Source organism: Cellvibrio sp. KY-GH-1, from assembly GCF_008806975.1.
Taxonomy (GTDB): domain Bacteria; phylum Pseudomonadota; class Gammaproteobacteria; order Pseudomonadales; family Cellvibrionaceae; genus Cellvibrio.
In genome coordinates, this window is record NZ_CP031728.1 from 3,110,529 (window position 1) to 3,131,790 (window position 21,262).

At 50.1% G+C, this 21,262-nt stretch carries 19 protein-coding genes; 6 read left to right on the forward strand and 13 right to left on the reverse strand.

The features are described 5' to 3' along the window. Positions 1-4: 4 nt before the first annotated feature. The 3 genes from bioC to bioB form a co-directional block, all read right to left on the reverse strand. Positions 5-1,534, reverse strand: coding sequence for a malonyl-ACP O-methyltransferase BioC (gene bioC, locus D0C16_RS13325; protein ID WP_151032834.1), 1,530 nt, complete (start codon positions 1,532-1,534; stop codon positions 5-7). Next, a complete protein-coding gene (gene bioF, locus D0C16_RS13330) occupies positions 1,527-2,720 on the reverse strand; it encodes an 8-amino-7-oxononanoate synthase (protein WP_151032835.1) in 1,194 nt (397 codons plus the stop codon). The genes bioC and bioF overlap by 8 nt, the downstream gene beginning before the upstream one ends. 61 nt (positions 2,721-2,781) lie before the next feature. After that, entirely contained in the window at positions 2,782-3,840 is a 1,059-nt protein-coding gene (gene bioB / locus D0C16_RS13335) for a biotin synthase BioB (RefSeq protein ID WP_151032836.1), read from the reverse strand. Positions 3,841-4,037: 197 nt separating this feature from the next. Between bioB and D0C16_RS13340 the strand changes: the two genes are divergently transcribed. The 5 genes from D0C16_RS13340 to gcvH all read left to right on the forward strand — a co-directional run bounded on the left by D0C16_RS13340 (position 4,038) and on the right by gcvH (position 9,040). Then, entirely contained in the window at positions 4,038-4,754 is a 717-nt protein-coding gene (locus tag D0C16_RS13340; protein WP_225318671.1) for a ComF family protein, read from the forward strand. A gap of 118 nt (positions 4,755-4,872) precedes the next feature. Continuing rightward, positions 4,873-6,252 (forward strand): serine protease, encoded by a 1,380-nt coding sequence (locus D0C16_RS13345; protein ID WP_151032837.1) that lies wholly within the window; start codon positions 4,873-4,875, stop codon positions 6,250-6,252. Next, the gene (locus D0C16_RS13350) at positions 6,249-7,364 is read left to right on the forward strand and encodes an FHA domain-containing protein (protein WP_151032838.1); all 1,116 of its coding nucleotides are present in this window, start codon (positions 6,249-6,251) and stop codon (positions 7,362-7,364) included. The genes D0C16_RS13345 and D0C16_RS13350 overlap by 4 nt, the downstream gene beginning before the upstream one ends. Positions 7,365-7,453: 89 nt before the next feature. After that, positions 7,454-8,542, forward strand: a complete 1,089-nt coding sequence (gene gcvT, locus D0C16_RS13355; RefSeq protein ID WP_151032839.1) for a glycine cleavage system aminomethyltransferase GcvT — start codon at positions 7,454-7,456, stop codon at positions 8,540-8,542. A gap of 105 nt (positions 8,543-8,647) precedes the next feature. Beyond that, positions 8,648-9,040: a glycine cleavage system protein GcvH gene (gene gcvH / locus D0C16_RS13360; protein ID WP_151032840.1), complete on the forward strand. Its 393-nt coding sequence runs from the start codon at positions 8,648-8,650 to the stop codon at positions 9,038-9,040. 74 nt (positions 9,041-9,114) lie between these two features. On the opposite strand, the gene D0C16_RS13365 is transcribed toward gcvH, so the two are convergent. From D0C16_RS13365 to D0C16_RS13400, 8 genes are all read right to left on the reverse strand, one after another. Then, entirely contained in the window at positions 9,115-10,848 is a 1,734-nt protein-coding gene (locus tag D0C16_RS13365) for an AAA family ATPase (protein ID WP_225318672.1), read from the reverse strand. Positions 10,849-10,875: 27 nt separating this feature from the next. Further along, positions 10,876-11,958, reverse strand: coding sequence for a 3-dehydroquinate synthase (gene aroB / locus D0C16_RS13370; protein WP_151032842.1), 1,083 nt, complete (start codon positions 11,956-11,958; stop codon positions 10,876-10,878). A 108-nt stretch (positions 11,959-12,066) separates the two neighbouring features. Further along, positions 12,067-12,582, reverse strand: coding sequence for a shikimate kinase AroK (aroK, locus tag D0C16_RS13375; RefSeq protein ID WP_151032843.1), 516 nt, complete (start codon positions 12,580-12,582; stop codon positions 12,067-12,069). Then, positions 12,582-14,729, reverse strand: coding sequence for a type IV pilus secretin PilQ family protein (pilQ, locus tag D0C16_RS13380; protein WP_151032844.1), 2,148 nt, complete (start codon positions 14,727-14,729; stop codon positions 12,582-12,584). Before pilQ ends, aroK begins: the two co-directional genes overlap by 1 nt. Before the next feature lie 36 nt (positions 14,730-14,765). After that, positions 14,766-15,290, reverse strand: a complete 525-nt coding sequence (locus tag D0C16_RS13385; RefSeq protein WP_151032845.1) for a pilus assembly protein PilP — start codon at positions 15,288-15,290, stop codon at positions 14,766-14,768. After that, the gene (locus D0C16_RS13390; protein WP_151032846.1) at positions 15,287-15,907 is read right to left on the reverse strand and encodes a type 4a pilus biogenesis protein PilO; all 621 of its coding nucleotides are present in this window, start codon (positions 15,905-15,907) and stop codon (positions 15,287-15,289) included. The genes D0C16_RS13385 and D0C16_RS13390 overlap by 4 nt, the downstream gene beginning before the upstream one ends. Next, entirely contained in the window at positions 15,907-16,494 is a 588-nt protein-coding gene (locus D0C16_RS13395) for a PilN domain-containing protein (RefSeq protein WP_151032847.1), read from the reverse strand. The genes D0C16_RS13390 and D0C16_RS13395 overlap by 1 nt, the downstream gene beginning before the upstream one ends. Further along, positions 16,494-17,561 carry a pilus assembly protein PilM gene (locus tag D0C16_RS13400; protein ID WP_151032848.1) on the reverse strand — a complete coding sequence of 356 codons (1,068 nt, stop codon included), beginning with the start codon at positions 17,559-17,561 and terminating at the stop codon, positions 16,494-16,496. The genes D0C16_RS13395 and D0C16_RS13400 overlap by 1 nt, the downstream gene beginning before the upstream one ends. 103 nt (positions 17,562-17,664) lie before the next feature. On the opposite strand from D0C16_RS13400, the gene D0C16_RS13405 reads away from it, so the two are divergent. Beyond that, the gene (locus D0C16_RS13405) at positions 17,665-20,127 is read left to right on the forward strand and encodes a penicillin-binding protein 1A (RefSeq protein WP_151032849.1); all 2,463 of its coding nucleotides are present in this window, start codon (positions 17,665-17,667) and stop codon (positions 20,125-20,127) included. A gap of 4 nt (positions 20,128-20,131) precedes the next feature. Here D0C16_RS13405 and D0C16_RS13410 read toward each other — a convergent pair whose 3' ends face one another. Together D0C16_RS13410 and rpmE are read right to left on the reverse strand one after the other, a co-directional pair. Continuing rightward, positions 20,132-20,959: a thermonuclease family protein gene (locus tag D0C16_RS13410; protein WP_151032850.1), complete on the reverse strand. Its 828-nt coding sequence runs from the start codon at positions 20,957-20,959 to the stop codon at positions 20,132-20,134. 13 nt (positions 20,960-20,972) lie between these two features. After that, on the reverse strand, positions 20,973-21,194 hold the full coding sequence (gene rpmE / locus D0C16_RS13415; protein ID WP_151032851.1) for a 50S ribosomal protein L31: 222 nt from the start codon (positions 21,192-21,194) through the stop codon (positions 20,973-20,975). Positions 21,195-21,262 lie beyond the last annotated feature (68 nt).

The window sequence follows — 21,262 nt, forward strand, 5'->3', positions numbered from 1 at the left end:
CCGATTAATGATTTTTCTTGCGTACCGATAAATAAAATACTTCGTAAGTTGCCGGCAAACCGCGCTCATCGCGAAATTGCTCATAGGCTGATTTAAACGCGGCGACACGCGAGCGCCCCGTCAACCCCTCTGGCTTGCCAGAATTAATATTGTGCGCGCCCAGTGCTTTTAATTCGCGTGTCAGTTCCGTCAAGCGCTCAAAGAACATCACCCGCTGCTCCACCGCAAAATGCTCAATCGCAAGATCAGCAGCGACGGCGGCGAGGCGCAATTCATCTTGCGGATAAAAATGGTTAACATGAACGTAATTATCTACCTGCTGCCAGGCAGATTTTAATTCATGTAGCGTATTGGGGCCGAGTGTTGCTATATGCATGGATGCACCCGGCTTTAACACGCGCGCCATTTCGCGCAACAATTGCGGCAAATCGGAACACCACTGGATGGCCAGACTTGAAAATAACAGATCCAGGCTGTTGCTCCCCAGTGGCAAATGTTCGGCATCACCACACAACCAGTGAATCCTGTGCGCCGGTGATTGCGCGCGCGCAAATTGCAACATTCCTTCGGCAATATCCAAACCAATAACACAGGCAGGATCAAAACGACTCGCGAGTTGTCGGGTAAAAAAACCAGTACCCGACCCAAGATCCAAGACGCGAGCATTTTCTTCCACGGCAACCGGCAAATATTGCAGCAAATGTTTGCCAACATCGCGTTGCAACTGCGCCACCGAATCATAGGTGGGCGCGGCTCGCCCGAACGACTGGGCTACTTTTCGCTTATCCAACATTAAATTGGCCGGAAAACTTTTACGCAAAAACTGTTCAATTTCTGCCGCCACTTTTTCCGGCTGACTCCAATGCACCGCATGGGACGCCTGCGCAATAACTATCAATTTATGAGCAGAATTAATCGTGGCAATTGCACTGGCCGCCGCCACAGGAACCAGCGCATCCTTGTCGGCCAGCAAGTGCAGTACTGGCTGGCGCAATTCAGCCAAGGCAGCTCGATTATCCAGATCACGCAATAACTCCAGCGCCGGCAACCAATTATCCGTGACAGCCTCAGGCATTAATTTGCGCAGGCTTTTTAACAATTGACGCTCAGCATTATCGCCTTGCGCCATCAGCCCATAAAAAAACTTCAGCGATGCCTGAGCATCCTGCGCGAACGACAAATTAAATTTGCGATTGACGACATCCGGCATAGCGGTTGGATAATCATTGCTCGCCACGAATTTTGCATTGGCTGCGACAGCGATAAGCGCACGCACTTTGTCAGGATAGCGCGCCGCCAATTGCACCCCCAACATGGCACCAAGCGACCACCCAAGAACTACCGACCCATCAGGTAATTGCGCGGCAATTTTTTCGAGTAGCGATTCCAGTGAAAATGTTTCCAATACCGATGAGCCACCGAAGCCGGGTAAATCCAGCGCGGTGACCCGTGCGATTTTTTCCAATGCGGGCAATAAGGGTTGCCAGGTGCGACTGTCGCCACCCCAACCATGCAAGAGCACCAGATTAATCATGTGGCACATCACTCATTTCGCGACTCATCACATCACCCAATACGCCGAGCAATTGATCCACCTGCGCAAAAGTGTGCTGCGCCGAAAACGTAATGCGCAGGCGCGATCCACCAACAGGCACTGTCGGTGGGCGAATCGCAACAATTAAAATACCGCGCTCCGCTAATTGCTCAGCAATCGCCAGCGTTTTTGCTTCATCGCCAATAACGATAGGCTGGATGGGTGAAAATGAATCCATCAATTGCAAACCCATTGCAAAAGCACCGCGTCGGAAATGGGCAATCAATTGGTTAAGATGTTCACGTCGCCAGTGTTCCGTTTGAATCAACCGCAAACTCGCGCGCGTTGCAGCGGCGACCGCAGGTGGCATAGCCGTTGTATAGATGTAAGGGCGTGCAAATTGAATCAGACTTTCGATCAGCGTTTCACTGCCGGCAATAAATGCTCCAAAGCTGCCGGCAGCTTTCCCGAGCGTACCCATTAAAATCGGCAATTGGTTTTGCGTTAAACCAAAATGCTCAGCAGAGCCAGAACCGTTTTTTCCCAAACATCCAAAACCGTGGGCGTCATCCACCATTAACCATGCATCATTTTTTTGCGCGAGCGCTGCGAGCTCTGGCAAGGGGGCACAGTCACCATCCATACTGAATACGCCATCTACCACAATTAATTTACGCCCAGCTTCAGTTTTATCCAAACGCGCCTGTAAATTATTTAAATCATTGTGTAAAAAGCGCTGAAAGCGAGCACCGCTTAGCAAGCCCGCGTCCAATAGGCTCGCGTGGTTTAAGCGATCCTCAAACACCGCATCGCCCTGCCCCACCAGCGCAGTAATTGCGCCCATATTGGCCATGTAGCCGGTGGAAAATAGTAACGCCCGGTCGCGCCCGGTAAAGGCGGCCAACTCTTCTTCCAGTGCATGGTGTTCGCTCGAGTGCCCAGCGACCAGATGCGATGCCCCGCTGCCTACACCAAATTGTTTAGCGGATTCCGCCAGTGCATTTATCACCTCGGGATGATTGGCCAGCCCGAGATAATCATTACTACAGAAAGCGAGATATTTTTTCCCATCAACAATCACTTCCGGTGTTTGCGGTGATTGCAGGGTTTTGCGGGTGCGATACAAATGTGCCGCACGGCGTTCAGCAAGAAGTGGAGCGAGGGTTTGATCAAGATGAGCAGACATGTGGAAAAAACTTTTAGGGCGGCTTTATGCAAAAGCCGCCACATGAATAATTCACCGCAAATTATTTTGCAGCGTTGTAGAACATTGAACCCATAGCTGCCTCTTGCAATTGATGCACTATAGCGGCTTCCTGTTCGTTCTCATCTTCATGCACTTCATAAGCTTCAGGTTTAATGCCGAGCTTGTTAAACAACTGCATATCTTTGTTGGCTTCAGGATTTGGAGTGGTCAGCAATTTTTCGCCGTAGAAAATCGAGTTGGCGCCCGCGAGAAATGCCATCGCCTGGGTCTGCTCATTCATCTGTTCGCGTCCGGCGGACAGACGTACATGGGATTTAGGCATGAGGATACGCGCAACAGCGATGGTGCGAATAAAATCGAACGGATCAAGATCGGCCTCATCCGCCAGGGGGGTTCCGCCCACTTTTACCAGCATATTGATAGGTACAGATTCCGGATGCTCGGTCATGTTCGCCAACTGCTGCAACAGGCCCGCTCGATCATTCACTTCTTCACCCATTCCAACAATACCACCGCAGCAAACTTTCATGCCGGCCTTGCGCACATTGGCGAGGGTTTGCAAACGATCCTGGTAGGTACGGGTAGTGATAATTTCACCGTAGTATTCCGGCGAGGTATCCAGGTTGTGGTTGTAGTAATCGAGGCCGGCGTCAGCCAGATCCTGCGCCTGCTGCTCATCGAGCATCCCGAGGGTCATACAGGTTTCCATGCCCAGGGCTTTAACACCTTTCACCATATGCGTCACATAAGGCATATCTTTCCCCTTGGGGGACCGCCAGGCGGCGCCCATACAAAAACGGGTTGCCCCCGAGGCTTTGGCCGCACGCGCCTCTTCAATTACTTTTTCCACCGCCATCAGTTTTTCTTTTTCCAGGCCAGTATCATAACGGGCCGATTGCGGGCAATAGGCGCAATCTTCAGGGCAAGCACCGGTTTTGATCGAGCATAGCGTGCTGACCTGAACTTCGTTGGGATTGAAATAGGCGCGATGTACTGATTGCGCCTGAAACATCAGGTCGCTAAAAGGCAAGGCAAACAACGCGGTGATCTCGGCGCGAGTCCAATCGTGTCTGATAGTAGGGGCAAAACTGGCGTTCATAACGAATCCCTGGAGCTGAAGGGGAAATTACGGGTTTGCCGCATCTTACCTGCGGAGCCATAGTTGTCAACTTTCAAAGAGGAAAAAAGTTTACTACTCTGTGTTAGCTGTGGAGATTGCCTAATAGGTTTTGACACCGACAGCCCAGCGGATAAACTCCAAACCACGACAACATTGATCACAGCAAGGATTGCACCATGACAGACTTCCCATTCCTGTACGGCTTTATCAACCAACTGATTCCCAACCACTGCCTCCTCTGCGGCGACACGTTGGGAGAGTCCCTGATTTGCACCCATTGCCATGAGCAGTTGCCGCACCTGGAGGCATTTCCCTTTCTCTGTAGCTGCTGCGCCCTGCCACTAAAAAGTGCGGCCCCTTTTTGCGGCCATTGCCTGGAGCGCAAGCCAGCTTTCAGTCGCAGTTGCATCGCCTTTAGCTATGAGCACCCGCTGGATTTCCTGATCCATCAGTTTAAATATCGCCGCCAATTGACCAGCGGCAAGTTGTTGGGCGAAATGCTTGCCGATACCTGCCGCCAAGCGGAGCGCCCGGACTTTCTGGTGCCAGCCCCCATCCACTGGCGCAAGCGTTGGCGACGCGGATTTAACCAGACCGAACTACTCGCACGCCAAGTAGGCAAATTGCTCCAATTGCCGGTGGTAGATGCACTGCGCCAGACTCGCTACCACGAATCGCAAAAAGACTTGGGGCGGAAACAGCGGCAGAAAAACCTGCGTCAATCACTGGCCCTTCGCAATAAATTTAAAGCGCGAGTAGAGGGAGCACATATCGCGCTGGTCGATGATGTAGTAACCACGGCCGCAACAGCTCGTGCGTTGAGTGAACTTCTGCTCAAAGCAGGCGCCCAACGGGTGGATATATGGGCCTTGGCGCGCACCCCGGAGAATTGAAGTCCGCAGCCATCAGCAGATTTTTTGCCGTAAACATTGATAATTCACGCTACCTTAGCCACTCAATTGCCGCTAATATCCATGCACAATTTCGATAAACCCAGTCGCAAGGACTTACATGAAATTTCGCTCTCTTCTACTGCCGTTGGCGCTCGCATGCGCCTTTGACAGTAACGCGCAAGCGCTCAAACCCAAACAGAATCAACCAGAGCCAACGCCAACGCCGGTACAGACTGCATCCTCCACCGCCCAGCAACTCTACGCCTCAGCCCAGCAGGATTTATTGCAACTGCGTGTACTGACCAAAAGCGGTAACAGCCAGAGCTCGGTTGGTTCAGGCTTTTTAATCGGCACCTCCAATCTGGTGATTACCAATTACCACGTGGTATCGCAAATCGCGCTGGAGCCAGACACCTATTTTGGTGAATACAAGGATACCCAAGGCAAAAGCGGTGCAATTGAATTGCTCGCCGTAGATGTACTCCACGACCTGGCCGTCGTAAGGGTCGATGAACAGGGCACAGGTTTTTTTAACGTACCTTTTGCTCAGGGCGATCAACCCCAACCCCCCTTGGAAATACTCAAGCAGGGCCAGCATCTTTACTCACTGGGCAACCCGCTGGATTTGGGATTTACTATTTCCGAGGGCACCTATAACGGTGAAAGTCATCGTGGATTTTCCGCACAATTGATGTTTACCGGCCCGGTTAACCCCGGCATGAGCGGCGGCCCCAATGTCACTGCCAGTGGCCAGCTCGCCGGAGTTAATGTTGCGCACCGCCGCGATGGCGAACTGGTGAGCTTTTTAGTACCGGCGATTTTTGTGCAGCAACTGCTCGCCAAGGTTAGTGCCGACATGACGCCGCCAAAAGACTTCAATCCCATCATCGGCGAACAGCTGCTGCAACACCAAAGTACGATGGTCGACACCTTGCTGGAGAAACCCTTCAGCATTAAACAACTCGGCCCCTATCAGGTGCCGGTGCGCGAATCCGAGCAGGTGCGTTGCTGGGGCAATACAGATAACAGCGAGAAAAAGGCTTATTCGATTGATACCATCAACTGCAATATGGAATCGGCAATTTTTGTATCCGGTGAATTGCAAACCGGGCACTTGAGCATGCATCACAAATTTGCGCGCAACAAAAAGCTCAACACCCTGCAATTCGCGCGCCTCGCCACCAATCTTTACAACGGTCAGGTATACAGCACTGCCAAAAGCGAAACTATCACCCCCGCCTATTGCACAGAAAGCTTTGTCAGTCACAACAATATTTCCCTGCGCGCATTGGTGTGCGCCGAGGCCTACCACAAATTCAAGGATCTCTATGATTTCACACTCATCACTGCCAGCGCTGATGACAGCGATAAGAGTTTACAGAGCATGATTAATATACAGGGCGTGTCTTACGTAAACGGGGTGAAATTAATTAGCCAGTTTATGCAGGGTATCGATCGTACTGTGTCGGCCAAAACAGATGCGGAGGTGAGCCAATGAGCCAGCCCGTTTTTGTTGAACTGCTGACAGGTGAAGCTGACGTAATTAGCCGTAGCAAATTTACACATTTGCCGATTCGCATAGGACGCGCCTACGACAACGACATTATTCTCGACGACCAGCACACAGCCGCGCATCACGCCCAGATTGAACTCAACCAATTGGATGAGCTGGTGATTAATGATCTGGGCAGCCAGAACGGTATCGCGTTAGGCAAACAACGCAGCGATTTCTTTGTCGTGAATGGCGATGCCATTTATCGCCTGGGCCACACCCGCCTGCGCGTGCGTACCGCCGCCTATGAAGTAGCTCCGGAAGTGAGCGACTCCACTAATCACCACTGGGAGGGCTGGCTGCCAGCTTTGCTGGGAGGGTTGCTTCTGGTGGTGATCGGCCTGCTCACCAACTGGATCACTGATTTACAACAAGGCAGCCTCAGCAAATACCTGCTCGAACTGGTTAGCTCGCTCGCGTTTGCCTTGGGCTGGGCTGGCGCCTGGGCGGTATTCAGTAAGCTGCTGAACGGCCACGCGCGCTTCGGCCGCCATTTGTTTATCGTCAGTGCCGGTTTCGCCGTAGCGGAGCTATGGGAGTTCTTCAGCGGCGCGGTCGCCTACTCCCTAAGCTGGGAATGGCTTGCGCGCTACACCAGCCAACCGATCATTATTATCTTGGCGGTGGTGCTCTACTTCCATTTACTCACCGCCGGCAACAAGCGGCCGCAACGATTGCGCCTCTACATCGCCGGCCTGGCGATTTTGGCAATTTGCATCAACATGGCCAAACAATACCAAGCGAGCAATTACACAGCCGATCAACTTTACCTGAGCAAACTCTACCCGCCGGCGCTGCGCATCAGCAGCGACAAGCCACTGGACGAATTTACCCTCGGAATTGAGTCACTTAAAGACAAAGTGGATAAGGAACGTAAGGAAAAGCCGGAGAAAGACAAAAACCTGATCGACCAGATTATTGACGGCGAGAAAAGCCCTGAAGACGATAAAAATGCCGAGCCAGATACGGCATCAGCAGACCATAGTAGCCTGCCGTCAACCGCCGGTGGGGCCGCTTCCGCTGCCCAATCATCAACTGCCAATAAAGTGACAAACTAACCGAGTTAGTTTCACCGTTGGACAGCGCGGGGGCGCCCGCCTAGAATGGCGCCCCTTTTTGTTCACCCTCATTTCAGCAGGTACTTCCCATGGGCAATAAAACCGCGCTCTACGCCACCCACCAAACCATGGGCGGCAAACTTGTCGATTTTGGCGGCTGGGACATGCCCCTGCACTATGGTTCGCAAATCGAGGAACACCACAAAGTCCGCCAGTACGCGGGGATGTTTGATGTATCCCACATGACCGTCGTGGATGTGACCGGCACAGGTGCCAAAGCCTACTTGCAATACCTGCTGGCCAATGACGTCGCCAAACTGGACAGCCTGCTGGGCAAAGCACTTTACAGTGGCATGCTCAACCCCGAAGGCGGGGTAATTGACGACCTTATCGTCTACAACCTCGGCGATTGGTATCGCGTAGTGGTCAATTGCAGCACACGCGAAAAAGACCTCGTGTGGATGAATAAAGTAGCTGCCGACTTTGCCGTGTCACTGCAAGAACGCGCCGACCTGGCCATGATCGCCGTACAGGGTCCGCAGGCCATTACTATCGCTAAAAACCTGGCCGGCATCGACAAGGCCAGCGTGATCGATCAATTAAAAATATTTCAGGGTCTGCCTGCAGGTGATTGGTTTATTGGTCGCACCGGCTACACCGGTGAAGACGGGCTGGAAATCATGCTGCCCAATGACCAGGCACCAGGGTTCTGGACTGCATTGGCCGATGCCGGTGTTGCCCCCTGCGGTCTGGGTGCACGCGATACCTTGCGCCTGGAAGCCGGCATGAATCTTTACGGCCACGAGATGGACGAAACCATATCGCCACTGGCGGCCAATATGGGCTGGACTATCGCTTGGCAACCGTCCGAGCGCAACTTCATCGGCCGCGCCGCGCTGGAAGCACAAAAGGCCGCGGGCAAGCAGCATAAACTGGTCGGTCTGGTGTTGCGCGAGCGCGGTGTGCTGCGAGCGGAACAGCTCGTAAGCATCGAAGGTGCGGAAGAAAAAGGCGTTATCACCAGCGGGACATTTTCACCCAGCTTGGGCTATTCTATTGCTTTAGCACGCGTGCCCGCCGCCATCGGCAGCCACTGCCTGGTCGAGATGCGCGGCAAACAGGTTCAGGTTGAAGTCGTTGCACCCAATTTTGTTCGCAACGGCAAACCCTTGGTTTAGTTACCCCGAGAAAGCGTTAACTCAACTTGCAAAATACGTGGCGAAATTACTGCGCCCCAAAAACCCTCACATCAAGTTAAACCAGCAAAGTAACAGGACAGCATCATGAGCGAGATTCGCAAAGAACTGAAATACTTAAGCAGCCACGAGTGGGCGCGTATAGAAGAAGACGGTACCGTTACCATCGGCATTACTGACCATGCGCAAGACGCGCTGGGCGATGTTGTCTACGTAGAGACTCCGGAAGTGGGTTCACGTGTTGCCGTTGGTGAAGAAGCCGGCGTAGTTGAATCTGTGAAAGCAGCCTCTGATATCTACACCTTGGTGTCTGGCGAAGTTGTCGCCGTCAACGAGGCCCTGCAAGACGCCCCCGAAACGGTGAACGGCTCCCCTTACGATGACGGCTGGTTTTTCCGCGTGCAACCTGACGACTTGTCCGAGTTGGAAGATGCAATGGATGCCGAAGAATATCGCGAGATGCTTGAAAGCGAAGAGTAATATCTTCGTCGAGAAAATCTAAAAAAAACGCGGCAATTGCCGCGTTTTTTTCAGCTCCAAATAGCAATATAACCTTACATTGCTGCTTTAATTTCCGCCTGAATGGTTTTCAAATCACGCGGCCAAGGCCCAGCATCGCGTTGCGCTGCAGGTAATTTGGCAATTGCCTGGCGTGCCTGCGCTGAGCTGATAAACCGCCCTGTAACAACTACAAACCAATCTTTACCCGCGCGCTTGCTTTTAAACATGAGCAATTCTTTTTTGTTTGTTTGCGCGGCGATGTAATCAAGCGCCGCTTTTTGATTGCTCACACCCAATAGTTGAATTGTATATTCATTAGGTTTCCAGCCTAATAAATTGCGCTCTTGTGAACTGCCAGTCGAACGCACTGGCTTTGCTGGCTCAGCGACCACTACAGGCTCAGACTTGTTCGCCACAACCGCAGCTATTGGCTTCTCAACCGAGACAGGCGCAACAGCTTGCACCGAGGTAGGTGCGCCAACAGGTTCGGATTCGCTTACCGCTGGTTGGCTGGCAACGTTGGGCGGACTGGTTGGTAACTGCGCAAGGGGAACTACTTGTTCCTGAGCAATTTCACGCGCGGGTTGCTCGGCGGATACAACACTGCTTTCAGATTCAGTCACTGTTTCAGGTGCTGCAACCTTCTGCAGCTGAACCGTTGCTTGCGTTTGCTGGTTAGGCTGTTGTGGTTGAGGCAGGCTCTGCATTAACGGCTGCACGGGTGTCTCGGTGGAGGTCAACTCCAGTGAGCTCGCTGTCGATGTAGCAACCGAAGAAGCTGTTGTAGGTGCAGTATTAATCGTAACAGACGGAGCTGGAGCCGGCTCCTCATCTCCCATATAGAGGAACGCTACTCCTACCACTGCAAGCACTAATGAGATTGCAATGATATGTGCGACCGGGAGTGGTCGCTTGCTCATTACTCGCGCCGGGGTCACCGACTCCAGCAAATGCTCCTCTGCAAGCCCGTGCAATACGTTTAATTGGCCTTGCGCCTGACGCCACCAAGAGTCCACTTTGGCCTCAGTGAAAATTTCCGGCCCAAGATAATCGGCCATTTCCATACGAAAATTTAAATAGTCGACGGTTTCCAACAGCGTAAATGCTTGCAAGTAAAAATCATTGCACAGTAAGTTTTCCGGGCTCAATCGCTCCATACGACGCATGAGTGCTGGCTCACCAAACAAGGCCAGATGCAAACGGTTTTGCTGCGGAAAATTATTTAACAGCGATGTGAGAACAGAAATAGATTGGTCGTCCAGCAGATGAGCATTATCCAAAACAACCACTGCCAAACCATCATCTTCTGCTAATGCTTCTTCGGCAATAAATCCCTCGAGTGCAGCCAGCAAATTTTCCGTAGAGGGAATATCGCCAGTTTGGACACCAAAAGCCTGATTAATGGATAGCAGTATTTGTTCGAGTGTTTGGCCAGCACGAAGCCCAAGAAAACAGATCTGGTCTTGATCCGAAAGCGAATCCATAAAAGCATGTGCGATGCGAGTTTTTCCCACACCGTATTCACCCATCACGACTAGTACACTGTTGCTAAATTGACACAGATGCAACAGCTGATCGAGTAACTGACGACGCCCTGCTCCCGTAAAAAGAGGGAAAGAATAATCGTGCGCAAAGGGATCTTCAGATAAACCATAACGTTGACGATAATCCGCCAACAGCTGATCTTCTTTTTGCTCACCCTGATCATCAAACAAATAACCTTGCTGCGAATCCTGATCTAGAATTCGGCTATCTGGCTGGGCACGTAGTGGTGACTCACCCGTCATAATCTCAGTCTCTTATACCCTGATAAATTAATCGGCTTTGCAAGCATCAAAAGTCTGTTGCAACAAATTGGCATCTATATCGCTAGTGATAATGGCCTTGCCCATGGACTCCAGCAACACCAAACGCAAACGACCATCCAAAACTTTCTTATCAACGCCCATTAATTCTTTAAATTGATCCGGGGTCATGTCAGCGGGAGCTTTAGTGGGTAAATTGGCGCGCTCCAACAAATGGATAATACGCGCGAGATCTTGTTCACTAATTGCGCCTCGGCGCCAAGAGAAATCCGCCGCCATAACCATGCCCGCTGCAACCGCTTCACCATGCAACCAATTACCGTAGCCTTGAGCTGTTTCTATCGCGTGCCCAAACGTGTGCCCTAAATTTAATATCGCGCGCAGACCACCTTCACGTTCATCCTGAGCAACCACATCGGCTTTGTTTTCACAGGAACGCTTTACCGCATAGGCGAGCGCTTCTTTATCGCCGGCCATGAGAGAAGCGATATTATTTTCCAGCCAAACGAAAAATTCGAAGTCTGAAATCAACCCATACTTGATAACTTCCGCAATACCCGCAGACAATTCACGTGCGGGCAAAGTCGATAGCAAGGAGGTGTCAGCCAATACACATTGGGGCTGATAGAAAGCACCAATCATATTTTTTCCGAGTGGATGATTGACCCCGGTTTTACCACCAACCGACGAATCCACCATCGACAAGAGGGTCGTAGGAATCTGAATAAAATCCACTCCTCGTTGATAGCAGGCAGCAGCGAAACCGGTCATATCACCAACCACCCCGCCACCCAACGCTATTAGCGTTGTTGTACGGTTGTGACGAGCGCCGAGCAACTTATCGAAAATGGTTGCCCAAACCTCCAGAGTTTTATAGCTCTCACCATCCGGTAGAATGACGGAATCAATCTGATACCCCTTTAATCCACCAACCAATGAATTCAAATATAAAGGTGCAACAGTTTCATTGGTGACAATACAAACTTGCTTACCACTAATATGGCGACGGATTAGTTCAGCGTTAGCTAAAAGCTGCTCACCGATATAAATAGGATAACTACGATCATCCAAATTAACGGTTAGAACCTGCATGTTGGAAAACCTTTAGGAACAAAAACAGCAGGCACTTTACCATAAAGAGCCCGCGGGATTCAGAAAACGGAAGTCAAATCAGCAAGATGGTAGAGACACTTGGCCTTATCAAGCATTCAAAACAAGATTAGCTATATCCTGGGCAACTGCTTTAGGAGAGCGGCGATCGGTATTTACAATAAAATCCGCCGCCGATTGATAAAGAGGATCTCGCAAAGTGAGCAAATCTATTATTTTTTGACGAGGATTTTCTACCTGCAATAGAGGTCGCTTTTTATCCCTGGCAGTACGCTCAACTAACTGATCGATTGATGCAGTCAGATAACACACGTATCCCGCGGACTTCATTAGCTCACGATTTTGCTCACGTAACACTATACCGCCACCAGTTGCTACGACTGTACCCTGCTCACAGGCCAACTCTTTTAAAACAGCGGTTTCACGCTCACGGAAACCCTCTTCACCTTCCATGTCAAAAATCCAGGGAATATCGGCACCGGTACGCTCTTCAATCACTCGATCACTGTCCCGAAAGTTATAGTTCAACTCACCAGCAAGTAATCGCCCTATGGTGGACTTGCCGGCCCCCATGGGGCCGACCAGAAAAATAACAGACTTACGCATTAGTTTGACAGGTTTTCCGACATCAACTTGGGAGTAACGAATATCAACAGCTCGGTCTTGAATTGATTATCAAGAGTTTTCTTGAACAATCTACCCAAGTAGGGAATATCACCTAATACAGGCACTTTGTTTTCAGTTTTGGTCCCTTCGACAGAGAACACACCACCTAGAACAACTGTCTGCCCGTTGTTAACGAGAACCTTAGTCTGTAAGCGAGTAATGTCCAAAGTCGGCCTACCTGAAACCTCTACGTTCGCCACAGAATCTTTCCAAACATTGAGATCCATAATGATCCTGTTGTCTGGCGTTATCTGGGGGGTCACCTCCAGTTTTAATACCGCTTCCCTGAACCCTGTTGTGGTACCACCACTCGGCGCAGTCTCCGAGAACCCGATTTCTTTACCAGATTTAATGATCGCAAGTTGCTTATCACTGGTAATAACTTTAGGTTGCGACACGATTTCTGCGTAGCCAGAATTCTCCAGCGCACTCAGCTCCAAATCTAAATATGTACTATCAGTTAATACACCAATTGCTGCTGATGCATAGGGGCTAGCTACCGCCAAATCTACAACGTTATTTTCAGTGATATTTAATGTTTTTTCATCATCAGGCCCTTGAGTAAACCAACCTGAAGGATGTGTTCCATCTTCATCGTCCAAACCATCCTGAGAGCCAGCAAAATCAATTACACGACTCCGGTTTGCATTATAGCCAGCCCCACCCCAGCGAATCCCCAATTCACGCTGGAAATCTGTATTGGCTATCACAATACGAGCCTCAATCATGACTTGACGAATGGGAATATCAATTTGCTCGACCAAGCGCTTAAAGGACTCAATACGCTCTGCTGTATCAGTGATAATAATCGAATTGGTGCGCTCATCAACGACACCTTGACCACGCTCAGAAAGAACGCTTCCTGTAGCGCGGTTTCCACCTTGGCCGCCACCAGACCCACCAGTCTTACCACCAGACTGCCCTCTAAACAACTCAAACATTTCTTTCGCATTTGCGTAGCGAACACGGATATATTCGGTCCGGAGCGGAGCCAACTCTTCCAACTGCTTCTTGGTAGTAATTTCCTGGCGCTCGCGCTCGGCGATTTCGGCGGCTGGCGCGACCATCAAAACATTACCGACCTGACGCTTATCCAACCCCTTATTTTTTAGAACCATTTCGAGCGCCTGATCCCAAGGCACATTTTGCAAACGCAAAGTAATACGACCCTGCACCGTATCACTGGCGACCAGATTTAATTCAGTGAAATCTGCAATGATCTGCAGTACCGCCCGGACCTCAATATCCTGAAAATCCAAAGAAAGTTTTTCCCCGGTGTACTCAAAGTCTTTCTTCTTTTCTTGCTTTTCCTGTGCACTCAACGGCTTGATACTAACTACATACTCATTATCCGTTTGATACGCCAAATAATCGAAGTCACCACCAGCACTGATATTCAACACTGCGCTCTCACCCTCTTGCGACGCAGCTACGAGAGAGACTGGCGTAGCAAAATCCACCACATCCAAGCGGCGGCGCAACTCTGGAGGTAACCAAGCATCTTTAAATGACAATTTAACTCCAGCACCAGTGCCAACCATATCGGCGCTTACTTTAGGATTTGACAAGGTAACGATCACGCGGCCTTCGCCCGCAGTCCCGCGTCTGAAATCAATATTGGTCACTCGTGTTTGATTACCCAAAGCATCCTTACGATCAGCCAACGCAGTATTTGGAACCTCGACAGAAGGCCGTTGGACCTGCGCCCTTTCAACCCCATTAACTGCACCAACTTCTACAATAAAACTATTACCATCATGACGCGTTGTATAAGTTGCTAAATCGTTCAAATTTAGAATGAGACGTGTGCGCCCTTCACTGGTCAGCACCATAGCACTTTGACCATTGTCCACTGCCAACGGAAAGCGCCGCTCCTTTAATCCGCTTACTACATCAGGAAAATCGAAAACAATTCGCGCTGGCTTCTCTATCGTGTAGCCCTTAGGCTCTGGAGGAGCAGAGTCAAATGCCATACGCACTTCAAAACGCTCCCCAGGCAACTGAGAAAAATCGATAGACTTAAGAGTGTTAGCCCACAAAACAGGCGAAGCAACAACCCCGATCAACGCCAATAAAAATTTACGCATATTCAACCCCGGAGTGAATAGAGCACACATGACCGCTTATTCCTTCTCTTCTAATTTAATAATTCTGGGACGTTCAACCCAACCGTTAGAGCCATCAGCGACTATTTCCATTACCTCGATTTGTGATGGAGCCGTTGAAATAACCTTCCCATGATTCATTCCCAAATAGTTTCCTATCGTTGCAGGCACGACACTGTTTTCACCGTTATCAATCAATGCCCAAAGCTGACCACCCTTAGTGATAGTGCCGACCATTTTTAATGACGTGATATTAAATCCCTCGAGGAATTCTTTTTCTCGAGTCAAATCAGGCGCAACTGCCCGCCCGCCCTTCGCAGCAGACTCATCGACAGGAATGGGCTTTTCGAATGGACTGCGCAACGTCATTGCGCTGTAAGCAAACGGCTGATAAGGACTAAAGGTTGGAAGCGGCTCAATTTGGCCTTTTGGGCGGCGTTTAGTCTCTTCCATAAAGTCTATCAAGTCCTGCTGCTGCGATTGGCCACAACCTGCTAACCCGAGCACACAAAACAAATAAAAAACTAAGAGCGACCATTTCATTTAGTGGCAGCCTCCTGAGGTTTGTAGCGGTATGTTTTGGCTGAGATTTTCATGTTTAACGTACGGCTCTCTCTAGACGCGGTAATCGTAAAATCATGCAATGTAACAATACGCGGCATTCCCGCAACGCCACTCACAAAGCCACCCATATCGTGGTAACCACCATCCACAGAAATGCTAATAGGAACCTCAATATAGTATTCAGCAACAACGTCTGGCTGGAAATTAATATTGACGTTAGTCAAGCCACTTTCATTTCCACGAGTACCTATATCCTCTAGGAGACCGGGAACTTCGGTTTTTGCAGGCAAACGTGACAACAAAGACTCAAAAGTTACTTTCATTTCTTCCATTTGTGACTTGTATGCTTCCAGGTTCGCTGCCTCAAAACTACGTTTTTCAAAAGTAGTTCGGAGTGACTGCTCTTGGGCAACCACTGATTCCAACTCCAAATTAAGATCGCTAATTTTCATGTAGTAAACGACAACAAAAATTAGCACCACCAAAAGCAAACAAACAAACACCTTAGCTGGCCAAGGCCAAATACCGACCTTGTCAAAATCAATATTATTTACGTCAAAATCTTTTAATTGCTCGAGAGACTCTTGAAATGACATTATTTCTTTCCTCCTGCTTTCTTAGGAGCTTCAGCAGCAGGATCAACAGGAGCCGAGCTTTCTACAGTCATTTTGAAAGTGCTCGCATCCTCCCCTTCGCCGGGCGCAGCTTGTACGGAAGATAGATTTGGCGAAGCATACCAATCCGACGATTCGAGATTACGCATAAAGCTAGCTACACGATTATAGGACTCGGCGGTACCTTCAATTGTTACCAAATTTCCTTTCCGGACGACGGATCTCACCCAAACACCATCAGGGATAGACCGTGCAAGCTCATCAAAATAGCGAACGATCACCGGCCTTGTTCCTTCTAGATCAGTAATCACCTTGATGCGAGCCAATAAATCGTCGCGCACCTTTTTAATTTCGCTAATTTCTTTGACCTGTGCATCCAGCTTGGCAATTTCTTGCGTAAGCATTTGATTGCGCGCATTTTGGTTTTCAATCGCTGTTTGTACACTGGAAACCCACAGATACGCGCCAAACGCAGCAATCAAACCGACGCCAAAGAACACCCCTAAAAACTCGCGCTTCTTTTCTTCCCGATAGGCCTGGCGCCAAGGCAATAAGTTAATTTTGGCCATTAGTCAAAACTCCTCATTGCCAATCCAGTGACGATCATTAACGCAGGGGCATCATTTGCCAAAGACACCGCATTAACGCGAGATGAAACAGACATGCGCGCAAACGGATTCGCCACTACCGTTTGCGTTCCTAATTTCTCCTCAATTAATCCGACCAATCCTTCCAGCGATGCGACACCGCCGGCAAGAATAATGTAGTCGACATCGTTGTACTGACTCGCAGAAAAGAAAAATTGAAGAGAACGAGTAACTTGCTGCACAACCGCATCTTTAAAGGGCGTTAAAACTTCCATTTCATAATCATCTGGCAGGCCACCTTGCTTCTTAGCTAGCCCAGCCTCTTCCCGGGACAACCCATAACGACGCTGAATTTCCTCAGTAAGCTGGCGACCGCCAAACAATTGTTCACGCGTATAGACTGTCTTCCCATCAACCAACACACTCAACGTTGTCATAGTGGCGCCAATGTCGATAATCGCTACTACCTGACCTTCCTGATCCTCTAACTGTTCGGCGATCAGCTCAAATGCGCGCTCCATGCAATAGGCTTCGATATCAACTTTTTCAGCAATTAAATCTGAATCAGCGAGCACCTGTTGACGCACCTCAACATTTTCACGTCGGCAGGCAGCAAGCAGAACTTCAACTTGATCGGGATTGCGCGGAGAGATCCCCTGAACCTCAAAGTCCAGAGCAACCTCCTCTAAAGGGAAAGGAATATATTGATCAGCTTCTGCAGCGATTTGGCTTTCCATTGCATCGTCATTCAGGTCCGCCGGCATATCGATCATTTTGGTGATCACCGCTGAACCCGCGACCGCAACCGCAGCATGCTTCAACTTGGTTTTGGATTGCTTGACCATCGAGCGGACAACCTCAGCCACCGCTGCCGGATCAGCAATATTTTTCTCCACCACCGCGTTCGGCGGTAGGGCTTTTACGGTATAGGACTCAACGCGATAGCGATCACCACTGCGACTGAGTTCAAGCAATTTGACCGAGGTTGAGCTGATATCCAACCCAATCACCGGCTTTGCCTTCTTTTCGAGGAAACTTAAAATGCCCATTTTTCTATCTATATCCGTAACTTAGACGTTGTTTATGTTATAGCACTTTAACTTAAGCCTGCAACAAACCGATGAATATGTAAACAGGCAAAAAGCCCGTATAATGCGCGCCTCTTCCTGCGAATTCGCTAACCCATTAATTCACATAGAAAAAATGTTCAGTAAAAAATCCTTGTTCGGCATTATTTTTTGGCTGTTACTGGCTGGTACCAGTGTTACCCTGGTGACGTTTGCAGGTCTCTACTTATACCTGAGCCCCAAACTACCTTCGGTTGAATCCTTGCGGGAGGTTAAATTACAGACCCCGTTACGGGTTTATTCAAGCGACGGGAAACTAATTGGTGAATTTGGCGAACAACGTCGCACTCCGCTCACCTATAACCAGATACCGCCCCTTTATATAAAAGCCCTCCTCTCCGCCGAAGATGCAGAGTTCTTTGAGCATCATGGGGTTTCTCTAAAAGGCATGTTGCGCGCCGCATCACAAATTCTAAAGTCCGGCGCCATCCAATCAGGCGGAAGTACTATTACTCAACAGTTGGCGCGTGATTTCTTTCTCACTCGCAAACAAATCTTCTCACGCAAGTTTAACGAAATCCTCTTATCCATTGAAATTGAACGAAAATTTACCAAGGAAGAAATCCTTGAATTGTTCAACAACAAAATGTTCTTTGGCAACCGCGCCTACGGTTTACAAGCAGCCGCCCAAATCTATTATGGTAAGGACATAGACCAGCTAAGTGTCGCCCAATACGCCATGATTGTGGGTGTACTTAAAGCGCCTTCCGCCTATAACCCCCTCGCCAACTTAAAACGCGCCATGATTCGCCGTAACTGGATTATTGGGCGTATGTATGAGCTCAAGCACATTGACCAAGTCACTTATGAAGCTGCAATAAATGAACCCAACACCGCCAGCTACCATGGCACCACTCTGGATGTTCAGGCTCCTTATATTGCTGAAATGGCACGCCAGGAAGTACTTGATCGCTTTGGCGATAAAGCTTACGTGCAGGGCTACAAGGTATACACCACCGTGGATAGCGCCATGCAAGCAACCGCCCAGGCCGCCGTTGTTAAAGGTTTGCTTGGTTACGATCAGCGCCATGGCTATCGCGGACCCGAGCGGCACCTAAAACCCTCGCAAGAATCTGATTTGGCTGACTGGCAGGAAGAGCTGCAAGGCATTCCAGTCTTGGGCGGACTTGAGCCGGCCGCAGTGGTTGATCTGGGGGATAAATCACTCAAAGTGCTAATGAGTAATGGCGACCTCGTCGATCTAGGCTGGGAGCAAGGGCTTGCGAATGTGCGCCCCTATATCACGGAGGATAGTCGCGGCGCCGCTTACGCTAATGTGCGCGACTTTCTAAAAGCGGGCGATGTAGTCCGAATTGTCAAAGACAACGACGACCAATGGAATTTCAGCCAGGTCCCTGCCATCCAGTCGGCACTGGTTTCACTCGACCCAAGCGATGGCGCCATTCGCTCTTTGATTGGCGGTTTTGACTTCAATCAAAGTCACTACAACCGCGCCACCCAGGGAGCACGCCAACCCGGTTCCAGCTTCAAGCCATTGTTATACACAGCGGCATTGGAGAATGGCTTTACCCCGGCGTCAATTATTAACGACGCTCCGATTGTGATTGAAAATACCAGCACCGGTATTGCCTGGCGCCCCGAGAATGATGACGGCAAATTTGTCGGCCCTATGCGGATGCGCCAGGCGCTTTATCGCTCACGCAACCTTGTATCCATTCGACTATTGCGCAGTATTGGTATGCAAACAGCGTTGGATAGCCTGGCGCGGTTCGGCTTCAATCCCAAAGAATTCCCGCGCGACCTTACCCTCGCACTGGGTTCTCACGCGCTCACCCCCATGCAAATGGCCACTGCCTATGCCAGCTTTGCCAATGGCGGATTCAAGATTGATCCCTATCTGGTCACACGCATAGAGGAAGACAACGGCAAGGTCGTCTATGAAGCCAAGCCGAAAAAGGTATGTAAAGAGTGTGAGCGCAATGAGCCTCAATATGCTGAGGACGGCTCATTGATAAGTACATCACCTATGGATACCAGTCAGCGGGCACCACGAATAATCGATGCCCGCATCGCCTATCTGATTGACTCCATGCTCAAAGACGTTGTTGATAAAGGTACCGGTCGACTTGCCAAACAACTGGGGCGCAAAGATATTGCCGGCAAAACTGGCACCACCAATGGCCCCCGCGATACCTGGTTCTCTGGCTACAACCCCAATATTGTCGCCAGTGTATGGGTTGGTTTTGATGCCAACACCCTGCTGGGCAGGAAAGAGTTCGGCAATTCCGCTCCCTTACCAATCTGGATCGACTTTATGCGCACTGCACTTGAAGGGGTACCCGATCAACTGCCAAGACAACCCGAAGGCATAGTCACCGTGCGCATCAACCCGGATACCGGTAAGCCCGCCATGCCAGGTGACCCGGATGCTATTTTTGAGGTGTTTTTAGGGGAAGATACCAGCCGCACGTCGGCTGCTGGCCATGAAAACACTGAGCAGGAAACCCTGCCGGATGAGATTTTCTAGCTGTTTAATTAATAACCTTCAGGGATGAAGGTGTTCGCACCCCCATGACCAGCGGTTTAAAGCGGCGTATGCCGCTCTGAGGATTACCCGCGCCTTTACGCGCGGTAATCCATCCGCGCACCTCCAAACTTTTTCCCACTAAAGATTGCCAATCGCTTCGCCCAAATGCGAGCAAGTCAGACTTTTTAATCTGCACCACCAACTCACCATCGAATTCAATCCATACCGATGAATTCACATCTACCCGGACAACCTTGCCACGTACCATGCGGAACCCAGTATCCGTCAAGGTTAAGGATGTAGATGAAAAACTACTCCAGTAGGCATTGCGCCAGACTCCGGTTGGTTTTTTGCGCACACGAGCCTCTACCGACGACAAACAAGACTCTTGCGCCCGATTGGGCGGCACACTGATTTGCATTGCCATGCCCGCACGGATTTGCTCAACTGCCAAGCTTCGGCCGGATTTATCGTATACATGAGCCAACCAGCGCCCGTAGTGATCACGCTTTTCCGCATCAAACCCCAGGAGAACCTCACCGCCAGCATGGGCCACAAATTGTTGCGCACTCGCCAATGATTCTTTCCCCAGTGGCTGACCGCGTTTTTGGCCGACCGTAATTTCTGGTGCGTTGATACCCAGTACTCGCACTGAACGGCCATCGCTCAATTTCAAGGTATCGCCATCCTGCACCTTAGCCACAATAACGGCTGCAGTTTCGGGGTGACCGCACTCCGCCAACACCGATACAGAAGACAACAGACATAAAAAAACGCCGGTGAGTAACCTCACCGGCGTTTTTAGGGATTGTTGCACCAGCTTAAGCTGCACGGTACACCAATTATTATTTCTTGGCGCCACCGATACGGCTGCCGAAACGCTTGGTGAAGCGATCGATACGGCCACCGGTATCAACGATTTTTTGCTTGCCAGTGTAGAAAGGGTGGCATTGGCCGCACACGTCTACGTGGAAGTCTTTACCCAGAGTTGAGCGGGTTTTGAAGTTGTTGCCACAGCTGCAGTTAACAGCTACTTCAACGTAATTTGGATGAATGTCTGCTTTCATGATGAATGCCTTCGTAAGCTGTGCCGCCACCAGGTCTGTTGCCTGGCACCGCACATAGGTTAAAAAAA